This is a genomic window from Actinoplanes sp. NPDC051494 (assembly GCF_044454705.1).
In the GTDB taxonomy this organism is placed as follows: domain Bacteria; phylum Actinomycetota; class Actinomycetes; order Mycobacteriales; family Micromonosporaceae; genus Actinoplanes.
In genome coordinates, this window is record NZ_JBITDZ010000004.1 from 320,213 (window position 1) to 344,982 (window position 24,770).

At 70.5% G+C, this 24,770-nt stretch carries 21 protein-coding genes; 13 read left to right on the top strand and 8 right to left on the bottom strand.

Annotation, left to right across the window (positions count from 1 at the left end; all coding sequences use genetic code 11):
- Window positions 1–3: 3 nt before the first annotated feature.
- Window positions 4–330, bottom strand: coding sequence for a hypothetical protein (locus ACIA6A_RS18155; protein WP_396098830.1), 327 nt, complete (start codon window positions 328–330; stop codon window positions 4–6).
- 22 nt (window positions 331–352) lie between these two features.
- Window positions 353–1,144: a hypothetical protein gene (locus ACIA6A_RS18160; RefSeq protein WP_396098831.1), complete on the bottom strand. Its 792-nt coding sequence runs from the start codon at window positions 1,142–1,144 to the stop codon at window positions 353–355.
- A 141-nt stretch (window positions 1,145–1,285) separates the two neighbouring features.
- Between ACIA6A_RS18160 and ACIA6A_RS18165 the strand changes: the two genes are divergently transcribed.
- The 7 genes from ACIA6A_RS18165 (at window position 1,286) to ACIA6A_RS18195 (ending at window position 8,356) form a co-directional block, all read left to right on the top strand.
- Window positions 1,286–2,728 carry a glycoside hydrolase family 19 protein gene (locus tag ACIA6A_RS18165; protein ID WP_396098832.1) on the top strand — a complete coding sequence of 481 codons (1,443 nt, stop codon included), beginning with the start codon at window positions 1,286–1,288 and terminating at the stop codon, window positions 2,726–2,728.
- A gap of 46 nt (window positions 2,729–2,774) precedes the next feature.
- Window positions 2,775–3,200, top strand: a complete 426-nt coding sequence (locus ACIA6A_RS18170) for a hypothetical protein (RefSeq protein ID WP_396098833.1) — start codon at window positions 2,775–2,777, stop codon at window positions 3,198–3,200.
- Between the two features lie 131 nt (window positions 3,201–3,331).
- Window positions 3,332–4,528, top strand: a complete 1,197-nt coding sequence (locus ACIA6A_RS18175; RefSeq protein ID WP_396098834.1) for a hypothetical protein — start codon at window positions 3,332–3,334, stop codon at window positions 4,526–4,528.
- Window positions 4,529–4,642: 114 nt separating this feature from the next.
- Window positions 4,643–5,623, top strand: coding sequence for a hypothetical protein (locus tag ACIA6A_RS18180; protein ID WP_396098835.1), 981 nt, complete (start codon window positions 4,643–4,645; stop codon window positions 5,621–5,623).
- Between the two features lie 188 nt (window positions 5,624–5,811).
- Entirely contained in the window at window positions 5,812–6,363 is a 552-nt protein-coding gene (locus tag ACIA6A_RS18185) for a sigma-70 family RNA polymerase sigma factor (protein WP_396098836.1), read from the top strand.
- Between the two features lie 128 nt (window positions 6,364–6,491).
- Window positions 6,492–6,995 carry a sigma-70 family RNA polymerase sigma factor gene (locus ACIA6A_RS18190; protein WP_396098837.1) on the top strand — a complete coding sequence of 168 codons (504 nt, stop codon included), beginning with the start codon at window positions 6,492–6,494 and terminating at the stop codon, window positions 6,993–6,995.
- Window positions 6,992–8,356, top strand: coding sequence for a neutral zinc metallopeptidase (locus tag ACIA6A_RS18195; RefSeq protein ID WP_396098838.1), 1,365 nt, complete (start codon window positions 6,992–6,994; stop codon window positions 8,354–8,356). Before ACIA6A_RS18190 ends, ACIA6A_RS18195 begins: the two co-directional genes overlap by 4 nt.
- Before the next feature lie 14 nt (window positions 8,357–8,370).
- Here the strand turns inward: ACIA6A_RS18195 and ACIA6A_RS18200 are convergent, their stop codons facing one another.
- The 3 genes from ACIA6A_RS18200 to ACIA6A_RS18210 are packed head-to-tail and all read right to left on the bottom strand — an operon-like array spanning window position 8,371 to window position 14,116.
- Window positions 8,371–8,868: a hypothetical protein gene (locus ACIA6A_RS18200; protein WP_396098839.1), complete on the bottom strand. Its 498-nt coding sequence runs from the start codon at window positions 8,866–8,868 to the stop codon at window positions 8,371–8,373.
- Window positions 8,865–9,986, bottom strand: coding sequence for a hypothetical protein (locus ACIA6A_RS18205; protein WP_396098840.1), 1,122 nt, complete (start codon window positions 9,984–9,986; stop codon window positions 8,865–8,867). Before ACIA6A_RS18205 ends, ACIA6A_RS18200 begins: the two co-directional genes overlap by 4 nt.
- A 20-nt stretch (window positions 9,987–10,006) precedes the next feature.
- Entirely contained in the window at window positions 10,007–14,116 is a 4,110-nt protein-coding gene (locus tag ACIA6A_RS18210) for an RHS repeat-associated core domain-containing protein (RefSeq protein WP_396098841.1), read from the bottom strand.
- Between the two features lie 148 nt (window positions 14,117–14,264).
- On the opposite strand from ACIA6A_RS18210, the gene ACIA6A_RS18215 reads away from it, so the two are divergent.
- Window positions 14,265–14,558, top strand: coding sequence for a hypothetical protein (locus ACIA6A_RS18215; RefSeq protein ID WP_396098842.1), 294 nt, complete (start codon window positions 14,265–14,267; stop codon window positions 14,556–14,558).
- Complete coding sequence (locus ACIA6A_RS18220; RefSeq protein ID WP_396098843.1) at window positions 14,555–15,127, top strand: hypothetical protein; 573 nt, start codon at window positions 14,555–14,557, stop codon at window positions 15,125–15,127. Before ACIA6A_RS18215 ends, ACIA6A_RS18220 begins: the two co-directional genes overlap by 4 nt.
- A 38-nt stretch (window positions 15,128–15,165) precedes the next feature.
- On the opposite strand, the gene ACIA6A_RS18225 is transcribed toward ACIA6A_RS18220, so the two are convergent.
- Complete coding sequence (locus ACIA6A_RS18225; RefSeq protein WP_396098844.1) at window positions 15,166–19,476, bottom strand: FtsK/SpoIIIE domain-containing protein; 4,311 nt, start codon at window positions 19,474–19,476, stop codon at window positions 15,166–15,168.
- 82 nt (window positions 19,477–19,558) lie between these two features.
- Entirely contained in the window at window positions 19,559–19,852 is a 294-nt protein-coding gene (locus ACIA6A_RS18230) for a WXG100 family type VII secretion target (protein ID WP_396098845.1), read from the bottom strand.
- A 137-nt stretch (window positions 19,853–19,989) separates the two neighbouring features.
- Between ACIA6A_RS18230 and ACIA6A_RS18235 the strand changes: the two genes are divergently transcribed.
- The 4 genes from ACIA6A_RS18235 (at window position 19,990) to ACIA6A_RS18250 (ending at window position 22,750) form a co-directional block, all read left to right on the top strand.
- Window positions 19,990–20,391 (top strand): DUF4333 domain-containing protein, encoded by a 402-nt coding sequence (locus ACIA6A_RS18235; protein ID WP_396098846.1) that lies wholly within the window; start codon window positions 19,990–19,992, stop codon window positions 20,389–20,391.
- A 92-nt stretch (window positions 20,392–20,483) separates the two neighbouring features.
- A complete protein-coding gene (locus ACIA6A_RS18240; RefSeq protein WP_396098847.1) occupies window positions 20,484–21,197 on the top strand; it encodes a hypothetical protein in 714 nt (237 codons plus the stop codon).
- Between the two features lie 161 nt (window positions 21,198–21,358).
- The gene (locus ACIA6A_RS18245) at window positions 21,359–22,024 is read left to right on the top strand and encodes a pyridoxamine 5'-phosphate oxidase family protein (protein ID WP_396098848.1); all 666 of its coding nucleotides are present in this window, start codon (window positions 21,359–21,361) and stop codon (window positions 22,022–22,024) included.
- A 9-nt stretch (window positions 22,025–22,033) separates the two neighbouring features.
- On the top strand, window positions 22,034–22,750 hold the full coding sequence (locus ACIA6A_RS18250; RefSeq protein ID WP_396098849.1) for a hypothetical protein: 717 nt from the start codon (window positions 22,034–22,036) through the stop codon (window positions 22,748–22,750).
- 55 nt (window positions 22,751–22,805) lie between these two features.
- Here ACIA6A_RS18250 and ACIA6A_RS18255 read toward each other — a convergent pair whose 3' ends face one another.
- Entirely contained in the window at window positions 22,806–23,753 is a 948-nt protein-coding gene (locus ACIA6A_RS18255) for an NmrA/HSCARG family protein (RefSeq protein WP_396098850.1), read from the bottom strand.
- Window positions 23,754–24,770: the final 1,017 nt, after the last annotated feature.

Sequence of the window (24,770 nt, forward strand, 5' to 3'; positions counted from 1 at the left end):
TCGCTAGCCGTTGAAGTCGAAGACGAACTGCACGAGCGGGCCGGCGGCGGCGACCAGGATGCAGCCGCCCAGCACCATACCCAGACGGCTCATGTGCTCGGAGGTCTCCCCGCGCTTGTGCGAGACGGCCATCATCGTGCCGGTGATGAGGACACCGGCCACACCGGCGGCGGTCCCCGCCCACGCGACGATGTTGAGACCGAGCGTCACCAGTCCTTTTAGGACAGCGGGCGCGTCACCCCCGGCGTCCGGCTGGGGCACCGCCGGTGCCCGGGGAACCAGCTCGAGCAGTCCCAGGGAAGCCTGAACATAGAGCGAAGACAAAGACATTGTTTCCTCCGACCGAGATTTGTTACCACAGGGAGCCGGGAAGCCCGACGAATTGAACAAGCGGCCCGGCCGCCATCGAGAGAATGCAGGCCACCGCGACGATCGTGACTTCCTGCCGCAGCTCCGCCATCGCTCCCGGCACGCCGCGCCGGGTCTGCAGTGCCATCTGGATACCGATGATCAGCAGGCCCGCGACGCCGGCCGCCGAGACGCACCAGGCCAGCACATTGAGCAGGTTGAGCTGGGCGGACTTGCCACGGTCACCCACGGCGGTCGCCGGATCGAACGGCGCGATGGTGGGCGGCGGCGGCGGCGAACGGGTGGCGTTGATGAAGCTGTCGCACTGGAATTTCACCGCCTGCACCGTTCCGGAGAACGTGCACCATTTGGCGTCGGTCACATCGATGTCGTTCTTGGCGGCGCCGTATCGCACCTTGACATCGGCATAGACATGGTCACCCGCCGTGTACGGGACCAGCATCGACCAGTTCTTGTTGGTGATGCCTTTCCACCCGGAGCAGTAGGGACCCGGATAATTGTTCCGGATGGTGGTGTCACTGCGCAGGCAGGCCTGCGAGACGAACGCCCCGCTGGTCTTGAAGTCGATGCCGTAACTGGTCTCCGGCGGGCGACGGGCCGGCGGCACGGCCAGCGGCACGGGCCGGGCCACCAGTGCCACCGCACCCGATCCCCGCCGGGCATCCCCGTCGAGCTGCGGCGGCGCCGAGACCACCACGACCATGAGCGCCGCGAGAGCGAAGACCGCACGCAGAACCCTCGGGCGCCGGTACGACCCACGCGTGTCAGCACTCATCCCACTCCCCGTTTCCTCCGCCGCTGTCAAGGCACTGTGCTGACAACGGAGGAATCCGGGGAAGGTTCACGGCACTGAACCGAACGGATCGGTGGCCGTTCCTCAGAGGGGAACACACCACCGAACGGACTCGAGGAGCGGATGGCAAGCGCGAACAAGCTACGCCGGGCGGCCGAGCAGGCGGGCAAGCCGCCGGACGCGACCCAGATCGCCTGGATCACCGTGTCCGTCATCGGCTTCATCCCGCTGCTGGCGATCGTGCTGGTGTGCCTGCTCGGCATCGTCATCCTGACCGGGAGCACGAGCGTGTCGTCGAACCCGATGGGCACCGCGTCGGGCCTCCCGGAACTGCTGGGTGAAGGCGTCGGCGACGTGCCGAGCGGCCTGCTCGGCGGCAACGGTCAGGGGCAGCTCGCCGCGGACGCCGTACCCATCGCCGCCCTGGTCCCGGTCTTGCAGGAGGCCGGCCGGGAATGCGAGCTGATCAGTCCGGCGGTGCTCGCCGCCCAGATCCAGGTGGAGTCCCAGTTCGACCGCGACGTCGTCGGCCCGGCCGGGGAGCTCGGCATCTCCCAGCTGCCCGCCGGGGTCTTCGAGGAGTACGGCCAGGACGACGACGACAACGGCAGCACCGCCGTCCTGGACGACGCGGACTCGATCCACGCCCAGGCCCGTTACCTGTGCGCCCTCGGGGTGCAGGTCGGTGAGCTGATCGCCAACCACGAGGTCGCCGCGGATCAGCTCTCCCTGACGCTGCTGGTCTGGGACGTCGGCATCGACAACGTCAAGGCCCTGGGGCTGCTGCCGGTGCCGGTGCAGAGTTACCCCTACGAGGTGCGCACCCTGTTCGCCGCGTTCCTGACCGGCGAGACGACGCCGCCGACCACCCGGCCGACGACGACCGCCCCGGCGACCGGCACGGCGTCACCCGGACCGGCGCCGACCGGGCCCGCGGGCCCGCCGGGGAGCACCGGCTTTAACCAGGCCATGTTCGCCCGGATCTTCCCTCATCCCCTGCCCATCTACACCTACGCCGGCCTGACCCAGGCCATGGCCAAGTACCCGGCCTTCGCCGCCGGATCGGGCGACAACGCCAAACGGGAGATCGCGGCTTTCCTCGCGAACGTCAACCAGGAGTCCGGCGGCCTGCGCTACATCGAGGAGCTCAATCAGTCGCTGTGGGGCGACTACTGCGACCGCTCGCAGTCGTACGGCTGCCCGGCCGGTCAGCGCGCGTATCACGGCCGGGGACCGCTCCAGCTCAGCTGGAACTACAACTACAAGGCCGCGGGCGACTCCCTCGGCCGGCCGCTGCTGACACAGCCGGGCCTGGTCATGACCGATCCCATGGTCGCCTGGGGATCGGCGATGTGGTTCTGGATGACCCAGTCCGGTGCGGGCCCCATCCCCGCCCACGCGGCGATCAACGGCAGTGCGGGCTTCGCGGGCACCATCCGCAGCATCAACGGCGCCATCGAGTGCGGCAAGGGCGGCAACACGCCCGCGATCAACAACCGGGTCAACTCCTACACCCAGTACTGCGCGTTGCTCGGCGTGAGCCCGGGCGGCCCGCTGCGGTGCTGACCCTGCGACATGGAAAGAACAGGAAAGAGCGATGTCCCGAACCATCATGAGTGAGTCAGAGAAACGCGCCCTGGCAACCGATATCGCCCGGAAGATGGTTGTCGCGGCGACGATCGACGGGGTCAACCAGAAAGACTTCCTGACCAAGGAGATCGATCGGCAGCTGCCGCGCATCGCCGACGGCACCCTGGTTGCCCGGATCATCGTCGAAACGGCGCGGCCATACGTCGCGGAACGCATCCGGCGCGCGGTCGGAAACACCGAGAAGCAGGGATCACCGAGGGCGGGCGACTTCAAGGCGGAGCTGAAACGAGCGCACCTGAAGGCGAACGGCTCGATCCTGCAGAAGGTCTGGAGCAGCGCGGCCGGATCGATCTCCTCGGTCCTGAACCGGGCCGGCACCTCTGCTTCTCCCCCGGGGGCGGCACCGCGCCCGCCGTTCTCCCCCGCCGCCACGTCGAGGCACCGCTGACGGCATGCGGGTTGCAGGCCGCACTGCTACAAGTACTGGACGTGAACCTGGCCGCCGCCCGCGCCGTTGTCGCTGATGACAGGAACGACCTGATCGGGTCACGGTCTGTCCCATCATGACGAGGACGGCAGATGCAGGAAGCAACGTTGAGCACGGAAGAATCCGATCTGGAAGCGGGCCTTCGCGCCCCCGTCGACGGTGCACAACCGGACGAGGCGCGAGGGCCGGGTTTTCATGATGTTGTCGAGAGCGTGGCCTACCTCATCGGATACACCAGCGACACGCTGGGCCGGGCCCTGGTCTCGAAGAATGCCCTCCTGGGCGGTGCCATTCTCAACACCAGCGTCGACGGTGCGGCCGCGCTCTCCGGGGCTCTGACCGAACAATGGGGCAACTTCCGGCAGGGCAAGCCGATCGACATGGTGAGTCTGGGAGCCGGGGTGCTCGAATCGTCGCGCGCCTTTCTCCAGGTCGGCATTCCGATTGCGACAATCGGCTCCATCGACGCGACCAACCATGACCCGACCATCGTCCGGCTCGACAGGGCCCAGGCCCAGACCGCCGGCTACTTCGGTTTCGCATCCGCAGCCGCCAGTCTTGCCAGTTTCGGAACGAGTGCCTGGAGAAGGTCCACCGCCGACAACCTGTCGGTGATGAAAGACTCCTTCTCGACCACCGCCGAGCGCAGCAAGCTCGTCGAGTTCGTCGCGCAGATCGTCGAAGGGGCCGGGCGGCGCTACCAGTATCCCCCGGCGATCATCGCCGGCACGGCTCTGCATCTGGGGCATGCCGGCGTTTCCGCGGTCTGGGACGAATATCAGCGCAAGGACCGTACGGCCGAAAGCGTCGCACTGACCGCGGCGAAGGCGGCCATGCTGTTCTGTGCCGTCGCGACCACCGGCCAGACGTGGGCGTCGGCCAGACCGGCGGACACCCCCGATGCCACGGTCCTGGTTCGCGCCGGGCTCAAGAACGCGGCCTATTCCTCCGCCGGGGCCGCCGCATCGGCCGCGGCGGGTGCGATCGCGGGGATCGTCGCCGTCACGCGCGGGCGCCCGACCACCGGCCCGGGCCACCGTTCCCCCCGTCAGCCCGACCTCGAACTCGGGTCGATGCCGGAACTGGCCGACCGCGTCACGGACGCTGCGGACGTCCGCTCACCGGCAAGCGCCGCCCCGAGCAGGTCCGCGAGCCCTGGTTTGCACATCGCGGCAAGCACCGTCCCGAGCAGGCCCGTGAGCCCCGATCCGAGCAGAACCGCGACCGGCACGCCTGCTGCCGCAGCCGTCACCCCGCCCGGTTCACCGGTGCCGGCCATGTCGCGGTGAGGCCCACTATGGCCTGAGTCACCACCACGGACGATGAACCCGGTGGCGTGATCCCCCGTGTGTTCCCCGCTCGGCGCCGGGCCCGCCGGTGCCGCAAAGAACGGGAGACGCAGCATGCTCAGGAAACGTACGGCGGCCCTGGTCGCCACCGCCGCCGCCGGGATTCTCGGCCTCACCGCCTGTGGGGACTCGTCGGTGGCCGAGGCGCCGGCCGCTCAGGCGCCGGCGGACTCGGCCGGGTCGGACCAGCTGGCCGGGCTGAACCTCAAGGCCGGTACCGCGAAGTCCAACAACGCCGAGGCGAACACCGGTGACTGGGCGATCACCCCGGGCGCGCAGAGCAAGGCACCGTCCGAGGCCTCCCAGAGGTGGGTGCAGCTCACCGCGGCCAAGGCCGGCGACCTCGACCCGGTGGTCGTCAACGGCAGCCGGCTGACCCTGTACCGGTTCGACAAGGACACCGCCAAGCCCTCGAAGTCCACCTGCAACGGTGACTGCGCGGTGACCTGGCCGCCGGTGACGGTGAAGGCCGGCGGCAAGATCTTCATCGCCGGGATCCGCAAGCGCGACGTCGGTGTCGTCAAGCGCGACGACGGCCGCCTGCAGGTCACCATCGGTGGCTGGCCGGTCTACCGCTTCAGCAAGGACAGCGCGCCCGGCGACACCGAGGGCCAGGGTGTCGGCGGCACCTGGTTCGGCGTGCAGCCCGACGGCAAGAAGGCGGCCGGCGGCGAGGACGGCGGCGAGGTCGACATCGAGGAAGGCACCATCGACGAGGACGCCGAGGGCGGCGCGTCGCCGGCACCGACCGGGGACGCCGAGCCGCAGGACGGCGCCGCGACCGAGGTGATGCTCTTCGACGAGCCGAACTTCCCCGACACCAGCGCGGTGCAGGCCACCAACGTGAGCCAGGGCCAGTGCCAGAACGTACGGCCGAACACGTTCTCGTCGGTCGCCTCGGACGGCCGGATCACGCTGTGGTCGCAGCAGAAGTGCCAGGGCGAGTCGATCTCCCTCGAGCCGGGCGCCCGGGGAACGAGCGACCTGACGCTGGTCGACTTCGACAACAAGACGCAGTCCGTCTCGTTCGGCTGAGCGGATGGGACCCGGTGTGGCGGGCGGCACGACGCGCCCGCCGTCACCGCGGTTCAGTAGATTTCCACTAGTTATACAGAGAGTGATATTTGCAACGATCTCTCCGTGAGAATCACGCCCTGTCGTGCGTTCGTTCGCGGCGAGCACCAGCCTGAGCAAGGCCGGTGCCGCCGAGGAGGGAACGACGGATGCGGCACACCACCACACCGGGCCAGGCGCCGAACGAGGCGCTGGTCCGATTCCTGTACGCGGAGCACGGGCCGGCCCTGCTGGCGTATGCCACCCACCTGACCCGGGACCGCGCGGCGGCGGAGGACATCGTCCAGGAGACGCTGGTCCGGGCCTGGCGGCACGCCGACGAGTTGGTCGGCCGGCCCGGGTCGATTCGCGGATGGCTACTCACCGTAGCCAGGAACATCACTACCGACCGGATCCGGGCGCGCGCCATCCGGGCCCAGGAGGTCGCCGAGGGCCCGGTGGACCAGGCGGTCACCGACGATCACGCCCAGCAGGTCGTCGACACCATGGTCCTCGCCGCGAGCATGCGCGAGCTGTCCCCGGAGCACCGCGTGGTGATCGACTACATCTATCTGCGCGGTTACTCCATCGCCGACACCGCGGAGCTGCTCGCCATCCCGCCCGGCACGGTCAAGTCCCGGACGTACTACGCGCTGCGGACGATGCGCGGGCTGCTCACCGACGCTGCGGGCAAGGCCGGTGGACGGATGGCGATGGCGTGACGTCCGGCCCGCTGAACGACTACTTGATCAAGGCTCCGGGTCCGGGACGCGGAATCAATTCCCCGTCAACCAGGGCGAAATACGCTCCTCGGCGCTTGGCAAAGGCCCAATCCGAGGGATGGACAATCGTGCTCGACACACCGGACCGGCTCGCCGATCTGCACGCCCACCATGGACCCGCCACGCTGCGGTTCCTGATCCGTCTGTGTGGCGGCGCGGTCGATCAGGCCGAGGACCTCCTGCAGGAGACCATGGTCCGCGCGTGGCGGCGGATCGACTGGGTGCCGGAGGACAGCGACGCCGCCCGGCGCTGGTTCTACACCGTCGCCCGCCATGTCGCCGTGGACGCGGTCCGGCGGCGGCGCACCCGGCCGGCCGAGGTGCCACTGCAGGACAACATGTCGGTCACGCGCACCGACGACACCGCGGACAAGGCGCTCGCCACCGACACCGTGCGCCGGGCCTTCACCCGGCTCGACGACCGGCACCGCGCGGTCCTGCTCGAACTGCACCTCGAGGGACGCACCATCGACGAGGTGGCGCGCCGGCTGGCGGTGGCGCCCGGCACCGTACGGTCGCGGGCGCACTACGCGATGCAGGCGCTGCGGGCCGACCTGGCGAGGACCGCGTGAGGACGCGGAAGCCCCTCGTGGCGGCCGCCGTCGTGCTGCTGCTCGCGGGCTGTGTGCGTACCGTCGAAGGGGGTGGGGTGGCGCAGCAGTGGGCGCCGGACCGGGTCGCGGGCCTGCCCATCACCGACGGCCCGGCGGGGCAGCGCCCGGGCGCGCCCGGCACCGGCCTGCGGGTGACCGGCGGTGACGGCGGTGCGATCGACAACCTCGCCGCCGGTGCCGTCGAGGACGTGCAGGCGTACTGGCAGCAGCAGTTCCCGGCGCTGGCCGGCACGGCGTACGAGCCGCTCGCGGGCGTGACATCGTACGACTCGGACGCGGCGTCGTCGCGGGTGTGCGGCATCGACACGGCCGGCCTGGTGAACGCGTTCTACTGCGGCACCGGTGACACCGTGTCCTGGGACCGGGGGCAGCTGCTGCCCACGCTGGCCGGGGCGTTCGGCGAGATCTCGGTCGTCGCGGTGCTGGCCCACGAGCTCGGGCACGCGGTGCAGAACCGCCTCGGCGCGGGCAACGCCGCGTCCATCGTCCGGGAGCAGCAGGCCGACTGCTACACCGGCGGCTATTTCCGGCACGTCGCCGAGGGCCGCTCCGCGCGTTTCCAGGTGTCCACCGGCCCGGGGCTGAACCAGGTCCTGTCCACCCTGTTCTTCATCCGCGACGGCGCCGGGGCGTCCGTGGACTCCCCGGACGCGCACGGCAACGCCTTCGACCGGGTCTCGGCGTTCCAGCTCGGATTCGGTGAGGGCCCGGCCCGCTGTGCCCGCATCGACCTGGCGGAGGTGAACCGCCGCGTCACCCAGACCACGGCGCAGGACGCCCGGGACGCCGAGGGGAACCTGGACATCGCCGACCCCGAGGCGTTGCGACTGCTGGAGCAGACGCTGGGCGCGGCGTTCGGTCCCGCGCGCCCCCAGCTCGTCGACACGGCGGGGTGTGCCCCCGGCGCCGTCTCCTACTGCGCCGAGGACGACACCGTGCACCTGGACCTGACGACGCTCTCCGCGATCGGGGCCGAACCGGCGCCGCAGACCCGCGGCATCGGTGACTTCGCCGCCTTCGCCGAGGTCGCGTCCCGCTATGCCCTGGCGCTGCAACGCGCCCGGGACCTGTCCGTCGAAGGCCTCGCCGCGGCCCAGCGCACGGCCTGCCTGACCGGCGCCTGGGCCGCCACGATCGTCGCCTCCCGGCGGCAGGCGCTGCAGCTCTCCCCCGGTGACCTCGACGAGGCGGTCGCCGAGATGCTCACCGCCGACTCGCTGATCGCCGCCGACGCGCGGGGAGTGAGCGTGCCGTCCGGCTTCGCCCGGGTCGACTCGTTCCGCCGTGGCTTCACCGAGGGCACCGCGGGCTGCGGCTGACCCGGTGCCGGTGTTCAGGCCTGCGCCTTGCTGCCGTCGGGGCCGGCGACGAACCACTCGTCGTCCGCGCCCTGACCGTTGGCCTGACCCGGCACCGCGTCGTCGGCGAAGCGGTAGAGCGCGTGGCCGCCGACGGTCACCTGCCGGGTCCCGTCGGCCCGGTCGACGACGCCGAGCACCGCCGGGTCGAGGTTCTGGAACTTGATGGACTCACCGGCCAGCACCGGCGGCCACCGCTTCGCGCAGTCGTCCACGCACGCCGACCGCGGCGGGTCGGCCTCGTCGCGGTCGAAGCGGTACAGCGTGAACCCCTGTCCGTCCAGGACCACGGAGCCCAGCTCGGAGCTCTGCCCGAGCTGCACCGTCCGGGGCCAGTAACCGCCCTCGGGACTGCGTGGCCCCAGGCCGGCCACCTCTTCCTTCTCGTTCTGCGGCAGCGCGGCCGGATCGGTGATCACCGTCGTGCACCCGGCAAGCAGCAGGACGGCCAGCAGTGGGACGGCCCTTCTCATCGGGCAGCTCCTTTCGCATCGAGGGTCAGGCCGAGCACACCCGCGTCGAGCGTGCCGTCGGGCCGCTCCGCGAACCGCCAGGCGGCCTGCGGGACGTCGCCGAGCACCACCACGGCGGTGGTGTTGCCACCGTTCGCCGCCAGCTCGCTCAGCCGCTGCAGCGCGGGTGGCGGCAGCGCGCCGGTCACCGCGACCAGCCAGGGGCCGGCCCCCTCCACCTGCGCGACATCCGTGACGACCCGGCCGCGGGAGGCCGGCAGTGCCGGCCCGAGCACCAGGACCGGCACGGTGACACCATCCACGAAGGACACCAGCCGGGTCCGCGCCGCGGTCTTGTCGCCGGTCAGGGCCACGAGCCCGGGTGCCCGCCCCAGGTTGACGACGACCGGCTCCCCACCGATCGTGCCGATGGTGGCCAGCAGCGGCATCCCACCGGAGCCGGGAGCGGCCGGTGCCGCGTCCAACTGCCAGGTGGGTGCCTCCCACACGGTGCCCTGGGCGCGGGCCTGCCACGGTGGCGGCGGGTCGGGCAGCGCCGGGGCCAGCCGCAACGAGATCCGGTCGAGCCCGACGACCGCGGCATACACGCCAGGGGCCGAGGGCAACCCGGCGACCGCACGCAGAGCCCGGTCCAGCGACTCGCGCGACTCTGCTCCGGCGACGGGGACGACCGGAGCGCCGGCCCGATGTCGCCGGCGGCGCATCAGGAACAGACCGCCACCGAGACCGAGTGCCACCGCGCCGGCACCGGCGATCACCCAGGGCAAGGACGAAGACCCCGAAGCCTCCGGTACGGGTGCGGCGGCCCGGGACGGGCCGGGCGGGGTACCGAACCGGATCTCACCAGACCGTGCCCCCTCGGGCAGCACCAGCGCCCACCCGGCCTTCAGCTGCCCGGCCTCGGTGACCGCGCCGCCGTCGGCCTGCGGGCGGCCCTCGTTGAGCTCGAGGAGCTCGGGCCACCGCTGGCTGTCACCGAGCACCCGCTGCGCGACCTGCGGCAGCGACAACTCGCTGACCGCCCCGGGGGTGCCCGGCACCACCCAGTACACCGGATCCGGATCCGCCAGCGCCGGCCCGGAGAGTCCGAACACCAGGAGAACCGTCGCGGCTGTCATGACGATGGACCGCCACCGGATCACCCTCTCCTCCCCCGGGGCTTCGAGCCGCCGGCGGTGCCGGTGCCAGCCGGATCGGGGAAACCGCCGCTGCCGTTCCCGTACTTCTTCTCGATCTTCTTGCCGTAGGTGCGCTGCCATTCCTCCTGGGACGAGTTTCTGTCGATCTTCGGGTTTCCGTGATAGTCGACGACCATTTTCCCGTCTTCGTAACTGACCGCGACGTCATAGGTGATGCCGTCGTCCTCACCCAGGTAGTCCTTGGTCTTGGCCGGCGTCCCGGTCTTCTTCCCCGCCAGGATGTCCTTGTACAGAGCGGGCTGACTCTGCTTGATCTCCTCGAGGTAGGCCTCGGCGATCAGCTTGGCCTTGGGCGCCATGTACGCCTTGTGGAAGTTGACGCCGTACGACGCGGGGAACTGGCTGCCGCGATCTCCGCGGTAGTTGCCCCAGTCCTCCGGGAAGAGACCCGGCTGATGCTTGAGCTGATGGTTGTCCAGCCGCACGACGGCATTCGGGTCCTCGACCATGGTCTTGCTCGCGTTCTTGCCCGAGGACGAGGCCGACGACGACGCACCGGCCGCGTCGTTGCCGGCCCCGGGGTTGTTCCCGCCCTTCTTCTTCTTGTTGCACACCGGCGCGGGCTCGTCCTTCGCCGGGGCCTTCCCCTTGCCCTTGTTCTTCTTCAGGCCCAGCGGGTCGGCGGCGGCGAAGGGGTTGGGGACGTAGGCGACCGGGTTCGGTGCCGGGGCGAGGCCCAGCGGGTCCTGGCTCAGGTACCGGGCGGTCAGCGGATCGTAGTAGCGGTAGACGTTGTAGTGCAGGCCGGTCTCGGCGTCGAAGTACTGACCCGGGAAACGCAGCGGGGTCGGCGCCGGTTCCGGCTCGGCGCCCCAGAGCGAGGCCGACGAGCGCCAGACCGGGGTCCCGTCGGCGGTGAGCAGTTCGACCGGGGTGCCGACGAGGTCGGTGACGATGGCGAAGAACTCGTCACCGCTGCTCTGGGCGACCGGCCGCTGGTCCTGGTCGTGCTGCCAGGTCGTCACGGTCCGGGCGCCGTCCGGGCCGGTGTGGATCTGCTCGATCAGCACGGTGCCGTCCCAGATGAAGTCGACGCGCTCGGCCTCCGCGGCTCCGGCCATCCGGACCTTGGCGATGCGGCGGCCGAACGGGTCGTAGCGGTAGCGCCAGTCGTCGCCGTCCGGGGTGTGCGCGGCGACGAGCCGGTCGCCGGTGGCCCAGGTGAAGACCCAGGTGCGACCCCCGACGGTACGACTCACGACCCGCCCCTGGGCGTCCTCGGTGTAGTTCACCCCGGTCCCCAGCAGATTGCCCCGCACGTCGTACTCGTACCGCTCGGTGGTGCCGGACCGGTGCACCGCCACCACCCGGCCGGCCGGGTCCAGGTCGAGGCCGGGCGTGACCGGCTCCGCACGGCCGCCGGTGCCGAACGCCCTCGTGTACCCGCCGACCGTCAGCACGTCGGACCGGCCGGAACCGTCGAACCGCCACGTGCTCTCGGTCCCGCCCGGGGTGCGCCGGCGGACGGTCGCCCGGGTGTCGAGGTAGCCGAACTCGACCCGGTGCCCGTCAACCGTCTGCGCGGTTACCCGGCCGAGACGGTCGCGTGTCAGCGTCAGCTCCGCGTCCGGCCCGGCGGCCGCGATCAGGCGCCCCGCCGGGTCGTACCGGTAGGTGGTCGTGCCGTCCGGGGTGGTGCGCCCGACCAGGTTGCCGAGGCTGTCGTAGCGGTACGCGGTCGTCGCGCCGAGCCCGTCGACCGTGCTCGCCAGGCGACCGGCGGCATCGTACGAGAAGCGCAGCACCCGGCCGTCGAAGTTGGTCTCCTCGACGAGGTTGCCCACGGCGTCGTACGCGTAGCGCCACAGCTGCCCCGCGGGGTTGGTTACCGCGACGAGCCGCAGCTCCGTGTCGTACTCGTAGGTGGTCCGGGCCCCGGCGCCGTCGACCTCGGCCAGGAGTTCGCCGAACGGGCCGGTCGCGCGACCGGTGGCGACCGACCGCCCGGTGTCGTCATCGTCGTCGTCCTCGGGGAAGAGGTCCTCGAAGGCGAGCGCCGTGCCGAGATCGTCGGGCAGGGTGCCGTCGTAGTCCCGGATGATGCCGGACACCTGGATGCGGGTGCCCTCGACCTCCACGGCACTGCCGTCCGGGCGGACGACCGACACCAGCGTGCCATCGTCGTCGTACCGGTACCGGGTCGTCGCACCGAGCGGGTCGGTGCGGCCGAGGAGCCGGCCGTACCGGTCCCAGGCCCACCGGGTGGTGTGGCCCAGCGGATCGGTCCGGCTGATGGTGCGGTTGTGCTCGTCGAACAGGTAGACGCTGGTGCCGCCGAGCGAATCGGTGTGCTCGGTCCGGCGCTGCTCCGCGTCGTACACGAAGGTGGCGGTGAGGAAGCCCCGGTCCCCCTCCGTCCGCACGCAGCGCCCGTCGGTGTCGTACGTGTACCGGTAGCGGTAGCCGGAACGGTCGGTCCACGAGGTGATCCGGGACTCGTCGTCGTAGCCGTAGCGATACGGTCCCGTGTCGTCGGTGACGGTGGTGAGGCGGCGGCTGTCGTCGTACCCGAAAAGGATCTCCGTCGGGCCGGACCGCAGGCTGGTCACCCGGCCGTCGGCGGTCGTGACCTCGACCCGGCGCCCGTCCGGCAGGGTGACCACGACGGGCCGGGCCTGATCGTCGCGCTCGATGCCGGTGCCGGTGCCGTCCGCCGCCCGGATCGCGGTGAGCAGCCCGTTCTGGAACGACCAGGTGCGGCCCGTTCCCGGGTCGCGCAGTTCCGCACTGCCGTCGAGGTAGCGGGTCAGGGCGATCCGCGGTCCCTCGACCGGCAGCACCGGCACGCCCGGCAGGCCCTCCGGGTACACCAGGATCTTCCCGTCGGGTGCGAACCAGCAGGCGCCGTCGGCGTCGGTCTCGATCCGTTCGTCCAGCAGCGACGCCCACGAGGAACCGAACCAGCCACCCGCACGGTACGACGACACGTGCACCCGTTCGAGACCGAGGTCCCACTGTTCCAGCACCATCTCGCCGGTCGCCACGTCGACCGGGTCGGACACACAGTCGCGGAGGTCGATGTCCCGGGACACGGGTACGGGGTCGGGCGGCCGGTTGGCACCGCTGCCGGTCACACCCCGGCCGGGGAAGCCGCCGCCGATCGTCTTTCCGGCGGCGGGGAAGCCCTTCATCGTCACCTTGGTGGCCGTCTTGACCGACGTGGCGATGTTCGCGGTGATCTTGATGAGCCGGGCCGCGATCCGGCCGCCCGGCACCAGACCGAGCAGGATGCCGCCGGCCGCGAGACCGATCTCCGTCGCGACACCCCCGGCCACCGCGCCGAGGAATTCCAGCGTGCCGGACAGGAAGCCGATCGCCGAGCCCAGCGGCGGGAAGATGAGCGACGCGATGACCGACAACGCGTCCAGCACCAGCGTGATCCATTCGAGGACCGTGCTGCGCAGGAAGTCGACGAACGCCTGGAACGCTTCCTTGATCTTCTCCCACAGCGACCGTTGCGGCGCGTCGTCGGCCAGTTCGTCCAGGACCCGGGCCGCCGTACGGGCCGCCTGGTCCCGCAACGCGGTGGCCTGCTTGACCAGCGAGATGGCGGAGTCGAGCGCCTGGCTCGCATCTTCCTGGCTGCGACGCGCGGCAGCGGCATCGTCGGCCGCCGTGTCGTCAGCCGGGGCGGCGTCACCGCCGAGCGCCTTGACCGCGTCCGTGGCGATCCGCAGCGCCGCGGACGACGCGGACTGGTCGTCGGCCGCCTGGCGGGCCTGGTCGAGCGCGCGCAACGAGATCAGCTGCGCCTCCTCCAGCGACGGCAGGTACGCCAGGTACGCGTCGGCGGCCCGGCTGTACGACTGGGCCATCACGTCGAGGCGGGGCGGGAGCTTGCCGATGAGGTCCTTGAACGCCTCCATCGCCTTGCCCTGGCCGACATCGATACGACCGCCGGAGGCCAGCAGGTCATGCGCTTCCTGGGTGGTGCGCGCGAGCTCCTGATACGCCCGGGTGATGTCGGCGAACGATTCCGAATCCCCGGGTACGGGGTCGGAGTCGAGATGCAGCACCGACCATTCACCGGCACCTGGACGCGTGGTCACCGTTTTCCTCCGTCCGCAACCGGCCGGGCGCCGGGTGCGCGCAACACACGCTGAGGTCGGCCCGCGGGTTCACGGTTCTCGTGAACCTCTTCGCCCCGGCCGTCGTGTGTGCCCCGATCCCCCTACGACCCGGAGGTGTGCCTTGGCGGTGATCGACGTTCCCGGCGACGAGCTGGAACGGGTGCACGAGCTGCTGCGCCGGACAAAAGACCTGATGGACAGCTCCCCGATCCGCGGGATGGGACGAGAGGTGGACTCGCTGGGCCATCGCGGCCTGCAGAAGGCGGCCCGGCACTTCGAGAAACGCTGGGGCGACGGCCGGCACGTGGTCGGCAAGGACCTCAGCGGGGTCCGGGACGCCGCCAAGGCGGTCGCCGACGCGTTCGCCGAGACCGACACGGCCGTCGGCAACGCGCTCGACCCGGGCACGGCGACGGCATGAGCGACGGATACCGGCTGCGGACGCCCGAGAGCTGGACCGATTTCCGGCTGGCCGAGGAGTCCGACGAGAACCGCATCGCCCGGGACTGCTGGGACCAAGCGATCGCCGCGGGCCTGAGCCAGCAACAGGCGGGTGAGTTCACCGAATCGGTACGCCGCAACGTGCGCATGGCCCGTCGCACCGGGGCCCTGCACGCGGCGGGCACGTTCGAGCTCACCGAGGAGGGCCCGATGATCGCCACGGTCCTGGTGTCGCTCGTCGTGCCACCGCCCGGTGGCGAGCTGCTGGACGCCCTGTTCGGGGTGCAGCATCCCGAACGCGCGGACGGCTCCTGGCGGCGGGTCGGCACGGCCGAGATCGAGGGCGTCGGCGTGGTCGGCCGGGTGCACGGCGTGCAGCGGGTGCTCATCGACGACCACCCGGTGCCCAGCGCGGTGATGCACACCGTGGTGCCGCTGCCGGGCGAGCAGACCATGCTCATCGTCACCGGCAGCAGCCCGAACGTGGCCGAGGCCGAGGAGATGTTCGAGCTCTTCGCCGCGATCACCGCCACGCTCGAGCTGGTCTGACCGGAGCCGGTGGAGGGGCGCGGGCCCCTCCACCGGTGCTATTTCGGCACCTGGATCATCCGCGGCGTGCCGTCGCCGAAGTGGGCCAGCACCCGGCCCGGACGGCCCGCGCCCAGCTGCCCACGGCTCAGCTTGAGGCCGATCAGCTCGCCGTCGCCGAGGCCGGACGGGCTCAGCAGCGCACCCTGCCGGTTGCGCCGGGCGTCCACGTGCCAGCCGCCGAAGCCACCGGCCAGCCCTTCGATGGTGCCGGCCAGGATCAGGGCCCGGCCGTGCTCGGCGCCGGTCCGGGCGATCTCGCCGAGATCGCTGCCCGCGTCGGCCTTGAGCAGCATCTCGGCGTCGTCGAGGACCACCACCGCCGGGCCGTCGACCCCGTCGAGCGCCGCCGCGAGCCGCCGGGAGGTCAGCCCCTCGTCGGTGACGACGTCGAGCACCCCGGGCCGGCCCGCCAGCTCCCGCAGCGGGGAACGCCGGGGCGCGGCGATCACGACCGGGGTGCCGTACTCCAGCAGCGACGTCACCATCGCCAGCAGCGTGGTGCTGCGTCCCGAGCGGGCCGGTCCGGCCAGCACGAAACTGGGGATGACCGTCAGGTCCGGGCCGATGCCGGCCAGCTCGTCGCCCCCGACGCCCAGCAACGGCCGTAACGGGGCCGGCTCGCGCACCAGCGCCCGGGCCTGCGCGTAGCTCAGCGATTCCGGCAGCACGTCGATGCGGAACGGCCGGGCCGCGGCCGGGACGGCGGCGTCCCGCTCGCGCGCGTCGGCCGCGATCGCGACCAGAGCCCGGGCCTGCCCCTGGCCGGACGCGTCCGGGCCGAGCAGCGCGATCTGCGCCTCGGCGCTGTCCTGGGCGCGGATAGCCCGGCCCGGGGCGATCTCGTCGGGCAGGGTCCGGTAGTTGATACCGGCCATGCTGTAGTCGGCGCGTTCGGTGAGCCGCAGCACGAGCTTGTCCTCGGTGCTCGCGGAGATCTTGGTGGAGAACATCGCCCGGTCCCCGGCCAGGATCAGGTGCACGCCGACGGTCGCGCCCTCGCGCAGCAGCACCAGCACCGCGGTCATCAGCGAGCCGTTGTCGAAGTCGGCGAACGTCTTGTCGAAGACCTCCCAGCGGTCCAGCAGCACCAGCACGTGCGGCGGGCGCTGCTCCGGGGTGACCCCGGAGCGGTACTCGTCCAGGTTCGCCGAGCCGCCGGCCGCCAGCAGCTGCTGGCGCCGGGCGACCTCGGCGGTGAGCCGGTTCAGCAGGCGGGTCAGCCGCTCCGCCTCGGTGCGCTGCACGACCGCCCCGCAGTGCGGCAGCTCGGCGCAGGCCAGCAGCGCGCCGTTGCCGCAGTCGATGCCGTACACGTGCACGTCCGCGGTGGACTGCGTGCGCGCGACCGCGCCGGCGATGGTCCGCAAGGTCTGCGACCGGCCGCTGCGCGAGGAGCCGATCACGTGCAGGTGCCCCAGCGTGGTCAGGTCCAGCGTCAACGGCACCTGCGCCTGGTCGGCGGGGATGTCCGCCATCCCGTACGGGATCGGCCCGCCCGGCACCGACGCCGGCAGCTGGTCCACCGTGAACAGCGACGGCAGGGCCGGCAGCCACGGGCTGTGCTGCGGCGGGATCGCCAGGTGCGCGTTCGCCTTCCGGATCGCCTCGACCAGCACCGCCAGGTCGGTCAGCTCCTCGTCGGGCACCGCGGCCACTTTCCGTACCGGGACGGGCCGGCCGAAATCCCCCCACGCCGGCGACGTCAGTTCGGGTGCGGGTCGTCGCACGGTCCGCGCGCCGGGCCGGAAGCCACCGACCCGGCCGGCCTGGAACGGCACCAGCGACGACTGGGCCAGCCGCACGTACGCGCGTCCGGGTGTCGATTTCGAGATGGACGCGGAGTCCGGCGCGTTGATGACGTCCTGGCTCTCGGCGGTGTCGGTGACCCGCAACGCGATCCGCAGGTTCGTGTTGGCCCGGATCTCCGGCGACACCACGCCGCCGGGGCGCTGGGTGGCCAGCACCAGGTGGATGCCGAGCGAGCGGCCCCGCTGGGCGATGTTGACCAGACCGGTGACGAAGTCGGGCAGCTCCCGGACCATCGACGCGAACTCGTCGATGACGATCAGCAGCCGCGGCATCGGGTCGCGTCCGGGTTCCCGGCGCAGCAGGTCCACGTAGTCGTCGATGTCCTTCGCCCCGGCCGACGCCAGGATGTGCTCCCGGCGTTTCAGCTCCGCCGACAGCGACGTGAGCGCCCGGCCGACCAGGTGCGTGTCGAGGTCGGTGACCATACCCACGGTGTGCGGCAGCGCCACGCAGTCCTTGAACGCGCTGCCACCCTTGTAGTCGACCAGCACGAACGTCATGGCGTCCGGCCGGTTCGCCACCGCGAGCGAGGCCACGAGCGTCTGCAACAGCTCCGACTTGCCGGCCCCGGTGGTGCCCGCCACCAGCGCGTGCGGCCCGTCGCGCCGCAGGTCCAGGGCGAAAGGACCATCGAGCGAGACCCCCAGGACCGCCTCGGTGGTACGGCCACCCGACGCCCACCGCGCGACCACCGCATCGGGCTCGGGGGGTTCGAGGTCCAGCACGTCCAGCAGCCGCGCCGCGTCCGGCAGCGCCGCCGACTCCCCCGCTCCCCCGGTGTCCCGCAACGGCGCGAGCGCCCGCGCGGCCGTACCCAGCAGCTCCGGTGACACGAGGTCGGCGTGGATGCCGGCCACCGCCGCGGCCCGGGTCCGGGTCAGCACGAGGGTCCCGTCCGCCTGTTCCGCGAGCACCGCCTGGCACTCCTCGGGCAGCAGCCGCTCCTCGTCGTCCACGCACAGCGCGTGGATCCCGGCCACCGGCCCCTCCCTCAGGAGCTGGGTGACACCCGGCAGGGCCCGCAGGCGACGAGCACCGTCGAGGACCACGAGTACGGTACGATGGGCCCCCGCTTCCTTGCCCGCGGCCGCCCGGGCCCCGACCGTCGCGACCAGCTCCGCCACCCGGCGGGCCAGCGTCGTGGTGTCGGTGCCGACCGCGGCGAGCGCGTCCTGCCCCGCGCGCGGGGCGAGATGCGGCAGCCAGCGCGCCCACGACCAGCCCCGCTCGTCACCGGCCCCGGCGAGCAGCACGATCTCCAGGTCCTCCGGGCTGTGCAGGATCGCGGCCTGGGCGAGCAGCCAGCGCGCCGTGGTCCGGGCCGCGTGCCGGCCGGCGACACCGACCACGCCGTACTTCGTGAACGCGATCGTGGCCGGGACGTCGAGCGCGTCCCAGCGCACCTCCTTGCGGTGCTCGTCCTGCCCCGGATCGGTCAGCACCACCTCGGACGGCAGATCGGCGGTGCCCGCGCGCAGCTCCAGGAAATCCGGGTCGGAGCGGCGCCGCTCCCACAGCCGCCGTTGCGGCGCGGTGGCGATCAGCAGTGCCGCCGCCGGGTCGGGAGCGGACTGACGCCGGAACAACCGCTCGGCCGCGAGGGCCTCGTGCGCCTCGGCGGTGATCCGGTCGCGCTTCTGCCCGTACGAGGTCAGGCGTTCCTGATAGCTCTGCCGCCCCTGCCTGCGGCTGCCGACCTGGTTGGCGATCAGCGCCACCGGCGACAGCACGGCGAACAGCAGCGTCAGCGGATTGCGGGTGAACAGGAACGCCACCACCGAGACCACGAGCGGGGCCAGCACCGTGATGAGCACGATCGGCCGGCGCTCCGGCGGGGCGGGCGGATTCGGCAGCGCGAACCGGGTCACCGGGCGCACCGGCAGCAGCCGCGGCGGCCGGTTGTAGTCGAGTCCGGCGCCGTCGTCGGACACCTGCAGCGCGGCGTCGGCCCGCTCGGGCACGGCGAGTTCCAGCAGACTCGACCCGACGGCGAGCTGTGCCCCCGGGATCCACTCGCGGACCTGGTCGAGCTCGGCCCGGTCGACCAGGATGCCCGGCGAGGTGGGGCGCAGCATGACCCGGCCGTCCGGGGCGACCCGGACCTCGGCGGCCACCGCGGCGACGGCCGGGCCGGACAGGCGTACCCGGCAGGTGCTCGCCGCCCCGATGGCGTGCTCGCCGATGTCCAGCCCGACCACGACGCCGGCGTCGGTCCCCCCGACGACCCGGACCTGGACCAGCGCGGGCGCCCCGGACGGGACCGTCCCGGCCGTGTCCAGCCCGACCACCGTGCCCTGGCGCAGCGGCGAGTCGGCGACGGTCAGCGTGGGATCGAGCGGCACCCCGGCGACCACGAGGTGCGGCACCGGGCCCGGTGGCCCCGCACGCCGGGCGGCCAGCGCCTCGGCGAGTTCCCGCACGGTGGTGTCCGGGGCGGTGTCCACCAGGACATCGACGTCGGCCGCGGCCGGATCCGCGACGGTGAGCAACAGGCGCACGGTTTCTCCTCGGGTCAGGGGTGCACGGACACGGCGGGGCCGCGCGGCCCTCGTGCACCGCGCGGCCCCTGCGCAGGCCGGATCAGCCCAGGCTGTTACCGGTCTGCGTGTCGGTCTCCTCGAAGGCGGTGCCGACCTGGGTCAGGTACTGGCTGATGCCCTCCATGCCCTGCAGCGTCTGGTCGACGCTGCCCTTGTACTCGTCGAAGTACGGGCCGAACTTCGCCTGCGCGGCCGGGGTGTTGTAGCCGCCCTGGATCAGGGTGTCGATCTTCGTCTTGGCCTGGTTCATCCCGTCCAGCAGCGTCTGCATGTTCTGCTGCAGCCAGCTCGCCGACTCCTGGATGTCCTCGGTCTGGATGTGGTACGTAGCCATGAACGGCTCGCTTTCTCGCATCGTGTCGCAGCGGTATGAGCCCATCCGCCGCGTTGGCCCGACACACACGCCGGATCTCCCGGGAAGGTTCACGACTTTTTCCTGAACCTTCCCGCGGGATCCGGCGTGTGCACCCCATGAGCGAGCCCTACATCGCACCGTCCTGGAACGCGGTCCCGACCGGCACCACCCCGCCGGCCCCGCCCACCCTGTCGAGCCCCCGCAACCGGCAAAAGCTGGGCATCGCGATCGGCGCGGGCGTAGGGGTGGTGCTCGCTCTGGTCGGCATCCTCGGCTTCTGGACGCCGGGCTTCTTCATCTCCACGATCTACGACACAGGAGCACTACAGAAGGGCGTCCTACGAGTCCTGCGCGACAACTACGAAATAGCCGCCGACGCGGTCGCCTGCCCACCGTCCGTACCGGTCGATGAAGGTCTGCAATTCTCCTGCAACGCCCTCGTAGGCGGCCAGCAACGCCCCGTGACCATCCGCGTCGTGGCGGATGATGGCCGCTTCGAGGTAGTCCGCCCCCAATAATGCGGTCAACCTGGTTAGGGATCCTGAGTGAACCAGTCGGTCTGGGCTCCCGTTGTACAACTCAGCTGATACAAGCGGGCTGAGAGGAAAACATGGACAACCAACAGGCTCAAGCCGCAAGAAACCAGGCCAGCGACGACGCGCGGGCAATATCTATCGCCGCCGATAGACTACAAGACTCCCCCAACCAGGAATGGTTTCGTGACGAAATCTACCGCATTGTTCGCGCCACCGACGCCCAACATATTACAAGCCTTTACGGCCAGCTCTATGAACACGCAGCGGGCGCACTTCAATACGTCGTTCCAGCCCTCGACATTATCAAGAACGAGGCACATGCAGTCCAAAGTTTTTATCATAACCAAGTAGTAGGAATTCAGGCGGGTTACCCACCTGAATTCCAGGCCAGACTCGCCGCTGGAAACCAACGAGAGCAGCGATTCAACCACAACCTGTCAAGACGCCGAAACGAACTCGACAAGCCGGGGAATATTGAGATTTCCGCTGCGGCCTCGCAGGAATCAGCGCGCTACACCGCGAGTTCTCCCCACCTTGCCCCGTTTGCCGCAGCTGCCGCACGAGCCGGGGCTATATTTGCGAGGGCGAACAACTTGAGCCGCATCCTTACGCCCATCGCAGGAGCCGCAAGGCAGGCGCAACCAAGCACAATTGCAAGCTTTGCCGGAACGGTTTCTTCCTATCTAGGTGGAAACCGTGCACCCGTATCGGGCCAAAGGACTCAGTCCGAGATGAACCCGCCCCCTTACCAGACGCATGGTTCAACCAATCCGGGCAATCGGATGTAACGGCGGAGCACCGGGCCCCTTCGATGCGGCGACGCCTCTCACCGCACGTTGCACCGAACGGGGTTACCGGCCGCAGTGGACGAGGGCTGGACCAGTGGATTCACTGATCGTCAACTAGCAGGCAATACCTTCCAGGCTGTGTCCAAGTCCTGGAGGTCGCTGTGCCGCACCGCTATCTGACCGAGCTCGACACGCCGTCGGTCGAGGCCGCCCAGCGGGAGTACGGCAGTCACACCGCCATGCGGCGGCTGATCGCCGGCTGGGACACCGACGGCGTGCTCGGCGAACAGGAGGCCGCGTTCATCGGTGAACGCGACAGCTTCTACCTCGGCACCGTCGGTGAGAGCGGCTGGCCGTACGTTCAGCATCGTGGCGGGCCGCCCGGGTTCCTGAAGGTTCTCGGCACCGAGGCCGGCGCCAGCGTGCTGGGCTGGGCGGACTACCGGGGCAACCGGCAGTACGTCTCGATCGGCAACCTCAAGGCGTCTGCCCGGGTGTCGATCTTCCTGATGGACTACGCGGGCCGCCAGCGGCTCAAGATCCTCGGCGAGGCCACCACCGTCGACGCCCGCCACGGCGACGCCGCGGCGCTGCTCGACCAGGTCAGCACGCCTGGTTACCGCGCGCACGTCGAAAGAGTCATCACCGTACGCGTGCAGGGCTACGACTGGAACTGCCCGCAGCACATCACCCCCCGGTGGACCCAGGCCGAACTGGCTCCCGCCCTGCAGAAGCTGCACGGCGAACTCGACCAGCTGCGCGACCGCAACCGCCGGCTGGAGAAGGAACTCGCCGCACTCACCAACCCTGTCCCGCCATCTTCCTGAGGAACAACCATGCGCGTTTCCCGTCTCGTCGTAGCCGGCCTCTGCACCGCCGCGTTGAGTGCCTGCGGTGGCACCGCCCCGGTGGCGGCCCCGCCGGCTGCTGTTGCCTCCGCGCCCCTGACCGCATCGTCCACCGCGCCGCCCGCGGTCGAAGACACCGCGCCGCCCGCGGTGGAGAGGACCGACCCGACCGAGCCCGCGGAGGCGGAGCCCACCCGGGCCGAGAACACCCGGGGGACCACCGCGGCGCCGGCCACGACGAGGGGTTCGTCCGGCGGCTCCACCTCGGACCTGTCCCAGCTCAAGAAGCTGGGCATCGACATCGGGGCGGGCGTGCTCATCGATGTGGCCGACGACGGGGTGGACCGTTTCATGGCGGTCGGCAAGAACGGCGTGGTCGACTTCACCGGCACCAGCAGGACCGACTCCACGATGATGTCGTTGCAGCCGGCCCCGGTCTCGGCGAAGAACCGGGTGGTCATCAAGCCGCCGTTCTTCAACGAGGACCTGGGCGACGGTTCCTGCGTGGCGGACACCGCGGGTGTGCCGCTGAAGCTGGAGACCTGCCAGTCCGGCAAGGCGTCGCAGATCTGGGAGGTGGTCCCGGCCGGGGACTCCGGCCAGTTCGAACTGCGCGGCGCGTTCGGCATCATCTCCGTGGACAACGGCAAACTCGTCGCGTCCGGCGGCTACACCGGCATGCAGACGCTCGACTTCGCGTCCTGAACACCGGCGGCCGCCACCCTGCTGCGGGTGGCGGCCGTCAGTTCCGTACCAGGCATCAGTCTCTCGGGATGGTGTGCCCGTTGGCGGCGAGCCAGGCGTCGAAGCTCTGCAGCTCCGGGTTGAGGCGGCGCACCGCGTCGAGGTCACGAACACCGGTGAAATAGTCGGCGTGCTCGGTGTAGTACTGCAGCATGTTCCCGGCCTCGTCCGCACCCGGGAAACCCAGCGCACGATAGGCGTCGTGGGTCATCGGACGGTAGACGACCGGCTCACCGACCGCGCGGGACAGGCCCGCGGCGATCTGCTCACCGGTGAGGTGCTCACCCGCGATGTGCACGGTACGGCCGATGAACTCCTTGCCGGCCTTCAGGATCCCGTACGCGGTCCGGCCGATGTCCTCCACCGCGATCCCGGCGAGCAGGCTGTCCCCCATGGGCAGGCCCAGCGTCAGCACACCGTCCGCGTCCCGCGTGGCACCCCAGCCGGTGGCCAGGTTCTCCCAGTAGAACGTGGTCCGCAGGAACGTGGTCGGCACCCCGGCCGCGGTGAACAGCGCGTCGGCCTCGGCCTTGGCGTCGAAGTGCGGCACCTTGTACTTTTCCTGCAGCGTCGGCATCCGGTCGTCGTGCACCGGGATGTGATCGCGGGTGTCCTCCAGCGTCGACCAGATGACATGCTGCAGACCGGCCCGCTTGGCCGCCCCGGCCAGGTTCGTGGCCTCCTGCGTCTCCTTGTCGGCGGACATGTGCGCCCAGAAATTCGTGACCAGGAAGGCGCCGTACGCCCTGGTGAAAGCCTTCGTCAGGCTGTCCGCATCATAATTGTCGGCCTCGACCACCTCGGCGCCCAGCTTGGCGAGCTCCTGCGCCTTCTCCGAGGTGACGTCACGGGTCAGCGCGCGAACGGTGAATGCGCTGGCCGGGTCCGCCAGGATCGCCTTGGCCAGGCCTCCACCCTGCGCTCCGGTCGCACCGACGATCGCGATGACCTTCTTCTCGTTCATTGCCTGCTCCTTGAGTCCAGGACCGGGGTCTCCGTCCGTTGCGACCCCCTCAACCGGACCAGGGTATCGACGATTCCCGATGGATGACCATCCGCACGTGACGCCGAGCACATCTCTGGCCATGCCATGAAAGACCACCGAATCTCCACGCCGCAGCGGCGATCCCCGACAGATCCGTGAACATGTGCGCGTAGTCAGCCGTTTGATTCACAGCGGGCCGGCGCGGCCACCCGGCAAGCAACCTCAGCCCATGATCATGAGGAGAGGCATCCGATGAGCTACGACCAGCAATCGTCTCCCACCGGCAAGAAGCCGAACTTCTTCCGACGTTCACCGGCTCTGCGATCGATCTACCTCGCTCTGACCAGGCTTAAAAGGGTCGAATCGGGCCCTCCCCGAATAGGCCAGGCCATTCTCGGAGATGCCTGGGGATCCCAGCACCCCCGCAGGGCCCAAAGCTTCAGGGCCGGAGCGGAGACCGTCCGGACATGCGGATCTTCGACGATCCAGGCGCCGCTCCTGTCGAACACAGAGCCCCACGGCCCCCCGCATATCTCCAGCCATGGCGGACGTCGCCGCGTTGCAGTCCAGGACGAGGCCGGCACCATCGCGCGATCATGCTCCGACCACCATCCTGGTGGTGCAAAATCCCCGCCCCTTGTCGACTTCCAAAAAATTGGTCGATCCACGTAGCAGGCTGGAGTACCCCATGAACCAGGTACCGCTCGCAGCCGTCGCCTGACCGAGTGCTGTCTTCATCAGCCGTAGGGGTTCATGCGCCAGAGGCCGAGTATTTCTGCAGGCGACGCAGCGGACAACCACAGGGTCGCCGGTCGCGCAGCAGCCATCTGGGCCGCACCGAATCTCGCAAGACTGGAAACCGCGAACACAGACCTGAACAAGATAGCTACCGCTGCCGAGTTCGGTCCCGTCAACATGGGTGGGCTCCAGGGCGCAGTGAGTTCGTGGGTGCATTCTCGTGGGTTTCGCCGACCCTCGGGTGACCCTGCTCGACAA